The organism is Candidatus Paceibacterota bacterium (assembly GCA_028718635.1).
In the GTDB taxonomy this organism is placed as follows: Bacteria; Patescibacteriota; Minisyncoccia; order Phycocordibacterales; family UBA9973; genus UBA9973.
Map to the genome: position 1 here is coordinate 367,144 of JAQULK010000001.1, position 14,306 is coordinate 381,449.

14 protein-coding genes, 1 tRNA gene and 1 other RNA gene are annotated in these 14,306 nt (G+C 35.0%); 14 read left to right on the forward strand and 2 right to left on the reverse strand.

Going from position 1 to position 14,306, the window contains the following annotated elements; genetic code table 11:
- Positions 1-105 precede the first annotated feature (105 nt).
- From PHT16_01975 to PHT16_02000, 6 genes are all read left to right on the forward strand, one after another.
- Positions 106-915, forward strand: coding sequence for a hypothetical protein (locus PHT16_01975; protein MDD5721196.1), 810 nt, complete (start codon positions 106-108; stop codon positions 913-915).
- A gap of 172 nt (positions 916-1,087) precedes the next feature.
- Positions 1,088-2,338, forward strand: coding sequence for a saccharopine dehydrogenase family protein (locus PHT16_01980; GenBank protein MDD5721197.1), 1,251 nt, complete (start codon positions 1,088-1,090; stop codon positions 2,336-2,338).
- Positions 2,339-2,471: 133 nt separating this feature from the next.
- Positions 2,472-3,713, forward strand: coding sequence for a carboxynorspermidine decarboxylase (nspC, locus tag PHT16_01985; GenBank protein ID MDD5721198.1), 1,242 nt, complete (start codon positions 2,472-2,474; stop codon positions 3,711-3,713).
- 189 nt (positions 3,714-3,902) lie between these two features.
- An RNA gene (gene rnpB / locus PHT16_01990) (RNase P RNA component class A) lies at positions 3,903-4,210 on the forward strand.
- Positions 4,211-4,804: 594 nt separating this feature from the next.
- Positions 4,805-5,725: a DMT family transporter gene (locus PHT16_01995; protein MDD5721199.1), complete on the forward strand. Its 921-nt coding sequence runs from the start codon at positions 4,805-4,807 to the stop codon at positions 5,723-5,725.
- Positions 5,726-5,730: 5 nt separating this feature from the next.
- Positions 5,731-6,168, forward strand: coding sequence for a hypothetical protein (locus PHT16_02000; protein MDD5721200.1), 438 nt, complete (start codon positions 5,731-5,733; stop codon positions 6,166-6,168).
- Between the two features lie 29 nt (positions 6,169-6,197).
- Here the strand turns inward: PHT16_02000 and PHT16_02005 are convergent, their stop codons facing one another.
- Positions 6,198-6,659, reverse strand: coding sequence for an HIT family protein (locus PHT16_02005; protein ID MDD5721201.1), 462 nt, complete (start codon positions 6,657-6,659; stop codon positions 6,198-6,200).
- Between the two features lie 132 nt (positions 6,660-6,791).
- On the opposite strand from PHT16_02005, the gene PHT16_02010 reads away from it, so the two are divergent.
- Positions 6,792-7,133 carry an ASCH domain-containing protein gene (locus PHT16_02010; protein ID MDD5721202.1) on the forward strand — a complete coding sequence of 114 codons (342 nt, stop codon included), beginning with the start codon at positions 6,792-6,794 and terminating at the stop codon, positions 7,131-7,133.
- A 52-nt stretch (positions 7,134-7,185) separates the two neighbouring features.
- On the opposite strand, the gene PHT16_02015 is transcribed toward PHT16_02010, so the two are convergent.
- The gene (locus tag PHT16_02015) at positions 7,186-8,619 is read right to left on the reverse strand and encodes a GNAT family N-acetyltransferase (GenBank protein MDD5721203.1); all 1,434 of its coding nucleotides are present in this window, start codon (positions 8,617-8,619) and stop codon (positions 7,186-7,188) included.
- Between the two features lie 161 nt (positions 8,620-8,780).
- Between PHT16_02015 and PHT16_02020 the strand changes: the two genes are divergently transcribed.
- The 7 genes from PHT16_02020 (at position 8,781) to PHT16_02050 (ending at position 14,299) form a co-directional block, all read left to right on the forward strand.
- Positions 8,781-9,158, forward strand: coding sequence for a hypothetical protein (locus PHT16_02020; GenBank protein ID MDD5721204.1), 378 nt, complete (start codon positions 8,781-8,783; stop codon positions 9,156-9,158).
- Between the two features lie 4 nt (positions 9,159-9,162).
- The gene (locus PHT16_02025) at positions 9,163-9,993 is read left to right on the forward strand and encodes a hypothetical protein (protein ID MDD5721205.1); all 831 of its coding nucleotides are present in this window, start codon (positions 9,163-9,165) and stop codon (positions 9,991-9,993) included.
- A gap of 1 nt (position 9,994) precedes the next feature.
- On the forward strand, positions 9,995-11,662 hold the full coding sequence (locus PHT16_02030; GenBank protein MDD5721206.1) for an ATP-binding protein: 1,668 nt from the start codon (positions 9,995-9,997) through the stop codon (positions 11,660-11,662).
- Between the two features lie 110 nt (positions 11,663-11,772).
- A complete protein-coding gene (locus PHT16_02035) occupies positions 11,773-12,654 on the forward strand; it encodes a Fic family protein (GenBank protein ID MDD5721207.1) in 882 nt (293 codons plus the stop codon).
- 86 nt (positions 12,655-12,740) lie between these two features.
- Positions 12,741-12,816: transfer RNA gene (locus tag PHT16_02040), tRNA-Ala, on the forward strand.
- 7 nt (positions 12,817-12,823) lie between these two features.
- Positions 12,824-13,852 carry a phosphatidylserine/phosphatidylglycerophosphate/cardiolipin synthase family protein gene (locus tag PHT16_02045; GenBank protein ID MDD5721208.1) on the forward strand — a complete coding sequence of 343 codons (1,029 nt, stop codon included), beginning with the start codon at positions 12,824-12,826 and terminating at the stop codon, positions 13,850-13,852.
- A 147-nt stretch (positions 13,853-13,999) separates the two neighbouring features.
- Positions 14,000-14,299, forward strand: a complete 300-nt coding sequence (locus PHT16_02050) for a GIY-YIG nuclease family protein (protein MDD5721209.1) — start codon at positions 14,000-14,002, stop codon at positions 14,297-14,299.
- The last annotated feature ends 7 nt before the right edge of the window (positions 14,300-14,306 follow it).

Genomic DNA, 14,306 nt, shown 5'->3' on the forward strand with positions numbered 1-14,306 from the left:
TGTTATCTATAAGATAGTTAATTCGTTGAAAAATATATCCTATAAATTTTATTCATCATTGATGAATGAGTTTAAGGAATAAGATATAGAAAATTAGGAGGGTTTATGAAAAGTAAAAGGATTTCCTATTTAACCAACATAAGCAACGGCTGGTTCTTAGAGGATGAGTATCTGATTGGGTTACTTCGTGGTATCGGTTACGAAGTAAAAATATGCCATCCTCTGCATCCGGATTACGACACGGATGCGTTCGTAATTAGAAACGTCTGGCCTTCTCCTTCAGAATACAGGGAGGAGTGGGAGAAAGTTAAAAAGAGAATTGTCGAATCCGGCATCCCGTCGTATAATCCTTTGACGGGGAAAGGAGATAATGCCGGCAAAAATTATCTTGTCGAGTTGTACCTGGATGGATATCCAGTCATTCCCTCCATCGACATGGTGGAGTATTTGGATATCCTCCCTGAACCTGAGACTGGGTTGTATTACATCAAGCCGAAAATCGGCTGTGATGGCTCAGGGGCATGGAAAAGTACTTGCCCATGGCAAACAGGGAAGTTGGTTGATGATTCTATAATTCAGCCCTTTCTTAAATTTGTCTCAGAGCCGTCGTTTTTCTTTCTTGACGGCAAGTTCCTTTACGCGATCGACATGCCCAATAGGATTGCGGACACTGATATAGAACTGTACAAGCCGACCCTAAAAGAGTTGTTTTGGGCGGCTCAGTTTGTTCAGTGGAACAATTTATCTTACGGTATTCAACGTATCGATGCCGTGAGGACAAAAAGTGGTGAGCTTCTGCTCACCGAAGTAGAAGATATCGAAGAATTTTTGTATCTCTTCAACCTCCCTCAGAAAAAGAGGGAAGAGATTGCGAACGCACTTCTGCGCTCGATAATTAAGAATTGTTGTCTTTAGTACCCCACACTTGTGTGTGGATGGTGCAGAGCAACGTATCATTCACACGCAAGTGAGCAGTAGGATTTTTCCACGCTCACTTGTTTTTATTTTAGGTACAATTTTTATTGACATTAGGGTACTAAGTAGTAAACTATTCTTATTATTATTTTATAATTTTTTTTTAAAAAATATGGCTAGAGTACTTGTAATAGGTTCTGGAAATGTTGGCAGAGTGGGCTTGCATAAAATGGCTCAATATCCGGAGATTTTTTCTGACATCCATGTAGTCAGCAGGACCACTAAAAATTCGGAAGCGGTCCAGGCTTCAATTTTAAAGAAAACACGCGGGAAGGTAAAAATAAATATTCACCAAGGAGATGCAGGGGACAAGAAATTCTTACTAGAGCTTTTCAAAAAAGTCAGGCCTGATATTTTAGTGCATTTTGGGCTGTCTTACGACAATTTAGTCATTATGGATGTATGTTTGGAAATGGGCGTCCACTACATTGACACCTGTTGTTATGAAGATCCAAAAAAATACGGCTTCTCTTATAAATTGCAATTGGCCAAAGATAAAGCTTTCAAAGAAAAAGGATTGCTGGCTGTTACTGGTTTAGGTTTTGCTCCGGGAGTTACAAACATTTTTGCCGCTTATGCGCGAGATTATATTTTTGATAAAATAGACACTATTGACATTATCGACTGTAACGGTGGTTCTAAAGACAAGAAAATTAAATTTGCTCCGAACTTTAATCCAGAGATTAATTTACGCGAATTAATTTTACCAATTCATTTTTGGGAAAAAGGGAAGTGGCAGAAACGCGGGCGTTTGATAGATGAAGACGCAGCTTTCTTTGAATTTGATTTTCCAGAGACTGGCAAATTTACGCCATACTTGATGTATCACGAGGAGTTAGAAACTCTAGTCACTCGCATTCCCCATCTAAAAAGAGCAAGATTTTGGATGACTTTTTCACCAGTCTACCTTTCATATTTGAGAGTGTTGTTTGATGTTGGAATGACTAGAATTGACCAAGTCGAATACAACGGCTTTCCGGTTATTCCAGTAAAATTTTTGAAAGCGCTCTTGCCTACAGGTGATGATTTTAATAAAGGTTATAAAGGCAAGACCATCGCTGGGGACATTATTTCTGGAACCAAAGACGGTAAGAAAAAAGTAGTTTACATCTACAATGTTACTGATCATCACAAGGCCTTTTTAGAAACTGGTGGTAATGGGATAGGGTACAATACAGCTGTTCCTACAGTTGCTTGCGCCAAACTAATGCTGGAAGGGAAATGGGCAGGTAGTGGAGTAAAAGTTCCTGAGGATAAAACTCTCGATTCAAAAATATTTTTGGAAGAAATGTTCAAGCTCGGTTTGCCTTGGGTCGTTAAAAAAATGAAAGATTTACCAGCGCCTTTAAAAAAGAATTATTAATTAACTTTGAATTACAAAACATAAACTTTTCTTCGGTACGGATTTTTTGAAGCTTAAAAAATCCTGAAGTTCTCGGCTCGTCAGCCTCGAAACCCCTTCGAAAAGTTATGTTTCATAATTCATGATAAATATCATGTCACATTGCAATCCGGAAGAAAGACAAGTTGAGCCTTGGGTTAACGAAGAAGGTTTTCAAAAATTGAATTTAAAAAATGTTGAAACTCCTTGCTATATTGTAAGCGAGGGGAATCTTGAGCGTAATTTAAAAATTCTCGAAAAAATACAGAAAGATTTAGGAGTAAAAATTTTAATTGCCCTTAAATGCTTTTCGATGTATTCTGTCTTTCCGCTCATAAGAAAATATTTAGCGGGGACAGAAGTGAGTTCAGTAAATGAAGCGCGTCTAGGATATGAAGAATTCGGCAAGGAAAATCATATTTTTTCTCCATCCTACACCGATAAAAATATCAAAGAATATATAAAATACGGCAACCATATATCTTTCAACTCTTTTTCTCAATGGAACAAGTTCAAAAAAACCATCAAAAATTCCCTCGGTCGTAGCCCTACGGGTGAGACCAAGAAAAAAGTGTCTTGCGGTATCCGAGTAAATCCAGAACACAGCGAAGGAACCATGCCTATGTATGACCCTTGTGTGCCCCGTTCGCATCTAGGCGTGACTTTAGCGAATTTTGAAACAAATAACATGGAAGGGATAGAAGGATTGCATTTTCACACTCTTTGTGAAAATGGCGCCGATAAGTTTGCGCGCACTCTGAAAGCTTTTGAAGAAAAGTTTGGAAAATTTTTAGGAAAGATGAAATGGGTAAATTTCGGAGGCGGGCATCTTCTTACCAATTCCGATTATGACCTTGATTTGCTTTATAAGGTCGTTTCTGATTTTAAAAAAAGATACCCGCACTTGACGGTCTATTTCGAGCCGGGAGAAGCAGTAGTGATGAATACCGGAGGTCTAGTGGCTTCTGTGATAGACATTTTTAATAACGGAGTAGATATTGCCGTTCTTGATGTGTCAGCGGCGTGTCATATGCCGGATGTTTTAGAAGTGCCGTATTTGCCGAAAATTGTGGGTGCGAAACCTATAACTGGTAATTGTAAAATTGAGGGAGAAAAAAATGTTTATAAGCTAGTGGCGCCGACGTGTTTGACTGGAGACGTTATCGGTTTTTATTCTTTTCCTAATAAATTAAAAATCGGAGACAAGATAATTTTTCTCAATATGGCGATTTATACGATGGTAAAGAATAATACCTTTAATGGAGTCAATTTGCCGAATATCACCAAGATGGACAAGAAGGGGAAAATAAAGGTCTTGAAAAGATTTGGGTATGAGGATTTTAAAAGAAGGCTATAGAATTTTGAATTACGAAACTTGTCGCAGGCGCAGTTTTATAGAAGCATTGCGCAGGCTGACGAGCCGAGCATAGCAAAAAATCAGCAGATTTTTATGTGTGCTGATATAAAACTTGTGCCAAGAAAGAGTTTCGTAATTCAAAAGAACTTCTTATTTACTTTTTTGTATTTTGTACTACAATTAGAGTTGGTCCTGCATTTGATAGCTACTCTCTGACTTAGGTCAGAGGGAGGAAAGTCCGAACACATACTCCGACCTCGCGTCGGAGAAGCGTAGCGGGTAACGCCCGTCGTCCGTAAGGACAGAGTTGCGAACAGTGACGAACCGATTTAGTTCGGGTGAAACGGCAAAATACTTACGTGTGTGCAAGATCGTGCTCCCCGACCCAGGTCGGGGAGAGAATCGCTTGAGCTTGGGAGTAATTTCAGGCCTAGATAAATTGCTATCGTCCGACTTCGGTCGGATCACAAAATTCGGCTTATAAATGCAAGACCACAAACATGAAAAATCCTCTCTAACGAGAGGATTTTTCTATTTAATTCATAAAAACTTGCATTTTTTTTGCAAGTATGCTATACTGTTCCTTAGTGAGTGTAAGGTTTTATCTTACATTTTTCGTGAACAACATAAGTGCCGCAAAAAAACGCCGTAAGGTGTTTTTTTGTTTTGTCTTTTGTTTCAGTTAGGGTTGTCCTCGCTAGGTGCATAACTTGCTATAGTCAATTACATGAAAAGTAGTATAATTGTACTTGAAGACTTTTGCACTAAACAATTTAAAAGGAGGGAAGGAGATGATTCCTCTACAATTTTGCAAGGGAGGTATTTTGTTACAGTGTAAATACTGTAACAAAATTTATCGTCTTGGAGAAAGGGTAAAGTTAAGCTTAGCTTTGGAATTAAAAGCTAGAGCTAATGGATGTACTTTCATAGAAGACGATTGTGGGTGTAGTAAAGATACTGCCACCCTAATCGCTGTATGGAGGTAAATCATTCTCAATTTTAGGCAAGGAGTTTGCATTTTTGCACGCTCCTTTTTTTTCATATAAAGAATTCTAATTTGAGTAAATGCAATTTAATAGTACAATAGTTATATGCAATGGTTTTTCATAGCTTTAGCCGCACCATTTTTATGGGCTTTAGTAAATGTAGCTGATAAATATTTAGTCACTAGATTTTCTCACAAAGAAGAAGAACGTAGCTCTGGAGGACTGGTTCTTTTTTCTAGTCTTATTGGTATTGTTATTTCTTTTTTAATTTGGATTTTTGTTCCAGATGTATTTAATATTCCAATACTGGATAAATTTTTGCTTTTTATTTGTGGTATTTTGACTATTATTTGGATTGTTTTTTATTTATTTGCTTTGGAAATAGAAGAGATTTCTAATGTTGTGCCTTGGTTTCTCTCTGTTCCTATTTTTGGATATATATTAGGTTTTTTCTTTCTCGGGGAAAAGTTAACATTTAGTCAATTTATTGGATCTGGAATAATTTTTTTAGGTTTGATTTTAATTTCTTTGGATTTTAGTAAAGAAAAAAAATCTTTTAAACATAAGCCTGTATTTTATATGCTTTTTGCGTGCATAGCTGTAGCTATCTCTGGAGTTATTTTTAAATATGTTACGGTAGGAAATAATTTTTGGATTTCTTCATTTTGGGAATATTTAGGTTTAGGGGTGTCTGGTTTGTTTATTTTTCTATTTATTCCACATTACAGGAAATCTTTTTTGCATATGAATAGAACAGGAGGGTATACGATTTTTATCGTAAATACTGTAAGCGAATTTATGTCAATTATTGGCAACCTTTTAACCAGCTATGCATTGCTTTTAGCCCCCGTTGCTATGGTATTTTTAGTCGGAAGTTTTCAGCCTGCCATTGTGCTTTTTTTAACTATTTTTACTACTAAATTTTTCCCTGAAATTACAAAAGAAAATTTAGAAAAACGCATGTTATTGCCTAAAATGGTTGCCATTGCGATTATGATTATCGGGAGTGTGATATTGTTTTTGTAATAAATATGAAAACTATAATTAACAAATGGCATTCGATTTTAGATATGCCGAAAAAAGATTTTGAATGGCACAAAGCTGATGTTTTGGAAGAGTTGAAAGAATTTGAGGAGACAAGGGGATTGATAAACAAATGGAGCGAATTATCAGATATTGCTTATACATATACCAGAGCGCATTGGTCTGGGTATAAAACTATAGAATATCCTTTAAGTAAAATTAGTTTTTATTTAGGACTTTTATATATGTTTCCTAAATATTCTCTTCGCTGGAAATTTTATAGAGTTTTAGGGCAGAAAATTGATAAAAACGTAAAAATGACCGAGGTACGTAATCCTAGAAAGACATGGAAATTAAAACATATTGCCTTAAAATATAATCTAGATGAAGAACAATTTATAAATCAAGCAGAAAAATTAATGAAAAGGTGGGTGTTTTTGAAATAGAAAGAATCGCTCTTGTTTAAACACCAGATTTATTTCCCCCTTTTTATTTTTGCAGCTAGTTTGGCAAGTTTTACATCATCAGCTCTTTTGGAATCATGTGAAGAAATATACCCTTCATATTTATCAAAATATTTATTCACTTTTGATTCGATAGGCTTCCATTTTTTTAGGTTTGCAGTTCCATGCATTGGAAAAAGTTTTGCGTGAACATGATCAACGCCAAAACCTTCGAATACCATAGCGGTCCGACCAACGCCCTTTAATTTTAAATCGAGTAGTTTTGCGACCTTTTTAGTGGCAAGTAAAAGATCAGTGAGTATTTTGTCCGGTAAATCAAAAGCGTAGCTTGTATAATGAGTTTTTGGAATTACTACAGTAGCACCTTCAGTATTTGGAAAAATAGACAAAAAAGCTATATGCTTTTTATCCTCCCAAATTATATGAGCCGGAGCTTCGCCTTTTACAATTTTACAAAATATACAATTGTTCATGTTAAATTTATAGCAAGTTTTTTTGTGAATAGCAAAATATAATGTTATTATCCTCTTATGATAAGCTTATGTACTAACTAGTGTCATTGTATTGTCTTCGCTAGTCTTAATTAAAAGTAATAATATAAAAATATGAATATATACAGAATGAAATTAGATCGCGAGCCATTTGAAAAAATAGCAAGTGGTCAAAAAATAATAGAATCGAGACTTTATGACGAGAAACGCCAATTAATTAAAGTCGGTGATAGTATAGAATTTTATCAGAATGATGATGAAGAGAAAAGAGTTATAACAAAAGTTAAGTCTTTACATAAATACAAAACATTCAGTGAGTTATTTTCTGCTTTTCCTGTTGAGTATTTTGGGGGGATATCAAAAAAATTTTTAATTAGGGAAATAAAAAGATTTTATTCAAATGAAGATGAAAAAAAATACGGGGTTGTTGGAATAAAAATAGAGCTTAAAAAATAAGAAAGGAGTCCAGACATGTGTCAGGACTCCTTCGATTGTTTTGTTTGTTATGCTATTTTTTTTGAGTTGGGGTAATATCAAAAACGATGACCCCAAGTTTCTCCTTGTCTTTTGCGTAGATATTTTTCAATAAATTGAGAACATCTTCACTCGAAGAAGCGTCAGGAGAAATACGTTCGTAAGATTCTTTTGCAAGCATTGCTTCAAAAGTCTGATAGTGGCGAACTGCATTTACTCGAACAACACAGCTTGATGTGTGTGTTACCATCCTAATATCTTCACCAGCGTTTATGCGCTTAAGTGAATTATACCCAACACGCACCTCAAGAGTTTTTTTACCTGAACTTATAAGATCAAAAAACCTTTTTTTTATTCTCATTGTTTTCATAGTTGTTTCTCCTATATGCAGACTCCATTGCTGAGTAATTATGCCTGGGTGGTATGCTGACGGTAATGCTGCATCCAGTTTCCATCCAAGTCTTTGGAGAGAAGTAACTTCATCTGCCGTTGGATTAATGTGAATATAAAGTTTGTGTCCGTATGGCACCAGTTGGTAGGGGATATCAATAAGCATGGCTTCAAATGCAACTATGTTCGTCGCAATAAAAGGCATTACTTTGATGGGATTTCCCTTTTTAGGTGTTGCACCTGCCACACCTTTCACTCTTCCAGTACTGTCAGTGGCAACATAAATCAATTTGTACTTGGCGTTGATATCAGCTGCGTGCCTACGGCTGTAGCCGTTAAAAAGCGCATTGACCCATTCATCAGTTATTCCTTCAAACGATTCTGGTAGTTTTTCGAGCAACAAGCGCCCCACTTGTTTTCGAAGTTCTGTATTTGTTTCATCAAATAGTACGACAGAAACATGAAGCTGATCCAGAGAAATAATTTTACTCGTGCTATATAAAGGCTTATACAGCATGGTTTCAACAACGCCACTCTTATAGTGACTATCTGAACTTCCTGCTCGTATAAATCCTTTGTGAACAAAAAACTGCATCGCTGATTTGTTTTTTTCTGCTACGGTGCAATATATTTGACGGGAATTTTGACTACGGATGTACTTCTCAGCATATTTTAGAAGTTGGCTACCAATTCCGAATTGACCTTGAAAGGCAGGGGCAACAATAATAGGGCTTATTTTGTAAGTGGATTGCCTCTTGCCGACTAAGTGAATCATTCCTGCACGTGTGTTATTTGCTTCTATGATGAACATACGCTGTTCAAAAGAAAAAAATCCCACATTATCATGGCCACCAGCCATATGAGCATCAAAAATTCTTTTTGCATGAGCACGATGATCTCCACCATAATATTGCTCAAGAGAATTATGCATTAGATCAGCGACCCAATCAAAATCATGAATTTGTGCTTCCCTAATCGAGGTGGTAATACTTTTCATTTCTTCTCCTTGCTGAGTTGCTATCCTAATATCAGGATATGCGCAACTCAAATTAAATGATTTGTAAATGTGCAAGCTCATCTGTGATACTTGCGTTGATATACCTTTTCTACCTCCTTTCTTATTTTGTCGAAGAATTTACATCTATATGAAGTCTAGCCTCCTGTTGCCAAAAGTCAAGCTCGTGGTGTAATAATAATCTTTTTAATTAATTTAATTAATTATTATGTTATAATGAATCTATGTCTGAAGAAGATAAAAAGAGTGATTGGTTTTTGTGGTTGATTGGCATTAGCTGTCTAGTTGCAATTCTTGTATCTTTTTATTTTTTTTATTTTAAAAAAGACTATGACTTTATCGTGGAGGTTGCTTGTGATCCATCTGTGGAGATTTGTTTTCAGCGTGATTGTTCTAATCCTGACGATTGCCCGCCGAATGAACTCTCAGATTTTAAAAGATTTAGCTTGAAAGCTAGTGATTTCAAAATGTGTGAGAATGAAGACTGCGCCAATGCCTGTGAAGCTGGAACAATAAAATGCGAACCCATAGAATGTGAAGAAGATGAAGAAATGGGGGAGTCTTGTAGTGTGTTAGAATTACCGGTTGCTGAAGAAGAATAAAATTATGATAAAGATTGGTGACTACAATACAATAATGAATGATCGGAATATTTTTAATCAAATTGTCTATACTCCTCTATCTGAAGCATTACTGCTTTTAGAGAAAAGAAGAAAAGATCCAGAACTGATGGCGAAGGTTGAGAAATTACTAAAGGGAGATATCCCAGAGGTTTTTAAAAAAGATAAGAAATACGCTGTACTTTTTAGACAAATTTCTACACCAGATTACGAAACCAATAGATTTATAGCATTAGCTAAGGAAAATAACTTACACCCAGTTGTTTTTGAATATCATGACGACATATTTTCGCCTGATGATAATCCATTTAAGTATTCATTAGGGATATTGTCTATCCATAAAGGCTCGTGCAAGAAAAATAATACTAACCTAGTAGAAAATCTTAGGATTGTTGATTTTAATGAACACAGAGGAAATAAACTAAATGAGGTAAAAACGTTATGGTCTGAACCCCTTATTGATTTCCATAAGTTTTTATTTAATGATCATTTTAAGGATGAAAAAATTATCACTTGGGATGGATCAGGGTGGTTAAAAAGTAAAGGTGCTCATGCACGAGATTATTATAAATATGTTTTTCTTCTTTTTGTTTATCATGGAATAATTTTTGAAAATTTTTTAACATCTAAAGATAGTGGTGGAGATTTCTCTAAAAAAATAGTATTGCCAGCTATTGAGGAGGTTATGAATATGACAGGAGTGAAGCCCCTTATCGTGCCGATTGAGCCATTTGAAATCGAATTAGATGATTTTTGGACATATCATAGCCTTAATGTAAAACAATTAATAAAAGATCGTAAAAAAATAAAAAGATAATATGATTAATTTCGCAAATACAATAGTAAATACATGTTTTTTAACTAGAGGAGATTCTGGTACTATCGCTTATTATTCTCACGTAATTCCAATAGTTTTATCACTTATTTTAGGAACTTTTGTATTTATAAAAACAAAATTTAATCTTTTTTCAAAAGTTTTCCTTGCTTTTATTATTGTGTTCTCACTTTGGCTTATTGGTGATGTGGTTCTTTGGACACAAAATAATTATTTTCTTCAATATGCTTCATGGGCACCACTTGATTATCTTGAAATAGTTTTTTATGTGTTAGGATTTTATTTTGCTCTTATATTCGTAAAGAAGTCTGACATATCTATATTATGGAAAATATTTCTTTTTGTCTTAACTTTACCGACACTTTTTCTAACCATAATTAAACAATCATTGACTGGATTTTATTATCCTGTGTGTGAAGCGTTAAGTAATAATTTTATAAGTGAATATAAACTTGCTGTTGAAGTAATATTATTGTTGATAATTTTTATCTACGCAATTATCCCATTTTTCAAAAAGTTTTCACGGGAAGAGAAAAAAGCAGATTTAATAGTTCTGGGTTCTATGTTTCTTTTTCTTTCAATCTTTGGAGTGACAGAATATCTTGCATCAACAACCGGATATTATGAAATGAATTTATACAGCTTATTTCTTTTGCCGGTATTTTTGATTGCAATTATTTATTCTGTATTTGAACTTGATATTTTTAAAGTCCATATTCTTGGTACTTATTATCTAGTGGTAGGTCTTATTATTCTTATGGGGGGGCAATTATTCTTTATCACTAGCACGACCAATAGACTACTCACTATTTTAACTATCGTCTTGCTCGCTCTTTTAAGCTTGATTCTTTTCAGAAATTTAAAAAAAGAGTCTGACCAAAGAATACAAATTGAAAAACTTAATATTGACCTTCAAGATCTCCTCAAGCAAAGAGAGAGTCTCGTGCACTTGGTTACCCATAAAGTGAAGGGTTCTTTTACTCGCTCAAAATATATTTTTGCTGGGCTTTTGGATGGGACTTTCGGTGAAATAAGTGAAGTGGTAAAAAAATATGCGCAGATGGGCTTGGAGTCGGACAATGGTGGAATCCAAACGGTTAATCTAGTTTTGAATGCTTCTAATCTTTCTACTGGGTCAGTCAAATATGAAATGAAACCGGTTGATTTTAAAGAAATAGTGTTAAAAGTTTTGGTGGACAAAAAAGTGCAAGCGGAAGCGAAGGGGCTTCAAATGGAAAGCAATATCCATGACGACAAGAGTGATGTGTATAATGTTTCGGGTGATGCTTTCTGGCTCACCGAATCGGTCAATAATCTGATTGATAATTCTATTAAATATACCAAGGAAGGGAAGATAAGTGTCGATTTGCATGACGGCAATGGAAAAGTGAATCTCTCTGTGAAGGACACCGGCATAGGCATCACTGAAGAAGATAAAAAACATTTATTTACCGAAGGCGGAAGAGGTAAAGAATCTGTCAAAATAAATGTGGACAGTACTGGCTACGGGCTCTATTCAGTCAAACTGATTATCGAAGAACACAAAGGCAAGGTCTGGGCAGAGTCCGCAGGCGAGGGCAAAGGTTCGGCCTTCTATATAGAGTTGCCAGCTAATTCTACTCCTGTTGTTTCTGAGGTGGCTAAAGCATAAAAGAATGCTTTTGTGGGGGAAAATTGTATTGAAAACAGTGAAAATAAAAGAAAAAATATAGTTTTTCACGGTTATGTTGACAAAAGCGTGAAAAAGACTATAATTTATATATGTCAAAGACACCAGCAGTATTTAATAAAATAAATTCTTTACGAGAGCGTTACTATAAAGCTTCTATTGGTAAAGAGGCACTTATTAGGCTCGTTAGTGAAGCAGAAGTTGCTGAGCAAGTATATAACTCAAATGCTATAGAAAATAGTACATTGTCACTTGAAGAAACAGAAAAAATTTTACTTCAAATTGATCTTGAAAGGTTTATTAGTCAGAGAGAAATTTTTGAAGCCAAAAATCTCGCGCGAGTAGTATCGTATATTGACAAACGATCGAAAGAACAAGAATTGACACTTGATGTAATTCTTTCACTTCACAAAATGCTCATTACAAATATTCGTGATGACGTCGCAGGAAGATTTCGTAAAAATAATGAATATGTCAGAGTGGGAAGTCACATCGCTCCAAAACCAGAAGAAGTTTTAGAAAGACTTGAAAAAATGTTGTCCGAGTATAATGCAAAAAGTCACGAAAATATTATTAAACGGATAGCAAAATTACATTTAACATTTGAATATACACATCCTTTTATCGATGGTAATGGGCGTATTGGCCGTGTGCTAAACAATTATCTTTTGATTCGTGAAGGATTCGTTCCTATAAATATTAAGTTTATAGACCGCAAGAAATATTATGATGCATTTAAGGAATTTGACGAAAAAGGTAAAACAAAAATAATGGAGGAGATTGTCGCTAAAGCTTTGACTAATAGTTATCATAAGCGTTTGGCATATTTGGAAGGCAAAAAAATTATGACATTAGTTGAGTATGCAAAATCTAAAAAAATTTCTCACTCTAATCTTATTAACAAAGCAACACGTCAGACAATTGAAGCTTTCTTGGAAAAAGGTGTTTGGAAAATAGGAGTACATAAAAAATGAGTTTATGTGTGATAAGAATCTTTCTGTGGATTTATATAATAATTTGCATTATTAGTAAAATAAGATAGAATAGTTTTATTGAATAAGGGCCCATAGCTCATCTGGTAGAGCGCCTCATTTGCAATGAGGAGGTAAGGAGTTCGAGTCTCCTTGGGTCCACCAGAGTATTATGCTTTATAAATTTTTCACTAATTCGAAACGGGCGTGGCAAGCCATGTTTGCCGACATGAGCAGGGCTGAAAAATCAATATTTTTAGAAATGTATATCTTCGTAGATGATATGTCGGAATTTAATTTTTTAAAATTATTAAAAGAAAAAGCAGAATCCGGGGTTAAAGTAAAAATAATTATAGATTCTTTTGGAAGTTCTGATTTAAGCAAAGAAGGAATTTTAAGTTTAAAAAATGCAGGAGCAGAAATTATTTTCTTCAGTCATATTTTTTATCGGACGCACAGAAAGGTCCTGATAGTGGATGAAAAAGTGGCATTCATCGGAGGAGTTAATTTTGAAGAGAAGATGAATAAATGGATGGATTTGGTAGTCAGAGTGGAAGGCAGTTTGGTCAAAAGCATTACTCGATCTTTTAGCAAAGCTTATGCTAATTATGGAGGCAAAGACCAAGCCTTGATTGCTTTGAATAAGGAGATTGTTTTTAGCAAGGCCAAAACTTGGGTTATGGAGCATTTTCCAATCAGTAATAAATATCATTTGAAGAAACTTTACAAGGAAGCGCTGAGAGATTCTGAAACAAGTGTTCTTTTAGTAAGTCCGTATTTTACACCCAAACGCTGGCTCATGGGAGCTATACATCAGGCTGTTTTGCGCGGGGTAAAAGTCGAGGTTCTTATTCCGAAGACGACTGATCATTTTCTTGTCGATCGCGTCAATCATTTTTATATATATAAAATGTCTAAACTCGGCGTAAAATTCTTTCTTGAGCCAAAAATGAATCATGCCAAAGCGTTGATCGTAGATGAAAAAGAGGGGATGATAGGAAGCAACAATTTAGACTTTTTTTCTTTTGAACTTAATTCCGAAATCGGAGTTTTTATAAAAGATACCCAAGTAATTCACAAGCTTTTAAAGATAACAAACGAGTGGAAAGAGGAATCAGTCTTATTCGATCCAAATTCGTATAATCCAAAATGGATTGATCGCATCTTGTCTCCGTTGATTCGTTTGTTGTTTTTTCTCTAATTTCTGCTAATATTATGAAAGTTCTTTAAAGAAAAAAGAAATTCTAAAGTGTCCACCATTTGGTGGAGATGGAGGTTTATTAATAAGAATTCCGGGGTATCCGCCAGTTGGCGGAGGTAGAGCGTTCTTCTGTAGTATAATCAAAAGATGAACTACTATGTTTACGTTATCTATAATCATCGGAATAATAAGATTTATATAGGCCAAACTATTAATTTAGTTAAACGATTAAAGCAACACAACGATTCTTCATTTAAAAAATTCACTTCTAGATATTCAGGAGAGTGGGTTTTAGTTCACAAAGAATCATTGGCAAGTCGTTCTGAAGCGGTTGTTAGAGAAAAACAACTAAAATCTTATCAAGGAAGAAAGTTCATTAAAAGTAAAATAATAAATTCGTGGTATCCGCCAGCTGGCGGAGGTAGAGCATCCACAAATAATTTATAAAAAAAGT

What these genes read in the sequence shown, in the direction of transcription:
- PHT16_02035 (MDD5721207.1), top strand. Translation starts at nt 11,773, where the DNA reads ATGTCAAAGACACCAGCAGTATTTAATAAAATAAATTCTTTACGAGAG.
- PHT16_02005 (MDD5721201.1), bottom strand. Translation starts at nt 6,659, where the DNA reads ATGAACAATTGTATATTTTGTAAAATTGTAAAAGGCGAAGCTCCGGCT.
- PHT16_02050 (MDD5721209.1), top strand. Translation starts at nt 14,000, where the DNA reads ATGAACTACTATGTTTACGTTATCTATAATCATCGGAATAATAAGATT.
- PHT16_02025 (MDD5721205.1), top strand. Translation starts at nt 9,163, where the DNA reads ATGATAAAGATTGGTGACTACAATACAATAATGAATGATCGGAATATT.
- nspC (MDD5721198.1), top strand. Translation starts at nt 2,472, where the DNA reads ATGTCACATTGCAATCCGGAAGAAAGACAAGTTGAGCCTTGGGTTAAC.
- PHT16_02030 (MDD5721206.1), top strand. Translation starts at nt 9,995, where the DNA reads ATGATTAATTTCGCAAATACAATAGTAAATACATGTTTTTTAACTAGA.
- PHT16_02020 (MDD5721204.1), top strand. Translation starts at nt 8,781, where the DNA reads ATGTCTGAAGAAGATAAAAAGAGTGATTGGTTTTTGTGGTTGATTGGC.
- PHT16_01980 (MDD5721197.1), top strand. Translation starts at nt 1,088, where the DNA reads ATGGCTAGAGTACTTGTAATAGGTTCTGGAAATGTTGGCAGAGTGGGC.
- PHT16_02015 (MDD5721203.1), bottom strand. Translation starts at nt 8,619, where the DNA reads ATGAGCTTGCACATTTACAAATCATTTAATTTGAGTTGCGCATATCCT.
- PHT16_01975 (MDD5721196.1), top strand. Translation starts at nt 106, where the DNA reads ATGAAAAGTAAAAGGATTTCCTATTTAACCAACATAAGCAACGGCTGG.
- PHT16_02010 (MDD5721202.1), top strand. Translation starts at nt 6,792, where the DNA reads ATGAATATATACAGAATGAAATTAGATCGCGAGCCATTTGAAAAAATA.
- PHT16_02045 (MDD5721208.1), top strand. Translation starts at nt 12,824, where the DNA reads ATGCTTTATAAATTTTTCACTAATTCGAAACGGGCGTGGCAAGCCATG.
- PHT16_02000 (MDD5721200.1), top strand. Translation starts at nt 5,731, where the DNA reads ATGAAAACTATAATTAACAAATGGCATTCGATTTTAGATATGCCGAAA.
- PHT16_01995 (MDD5721199.1), top strand. Translation starts at nt 4,805, where the DNA reads ATGCAATGGTTTTTCATAGCTTTAGCCGCACCATTTTTATGGGCTTTA.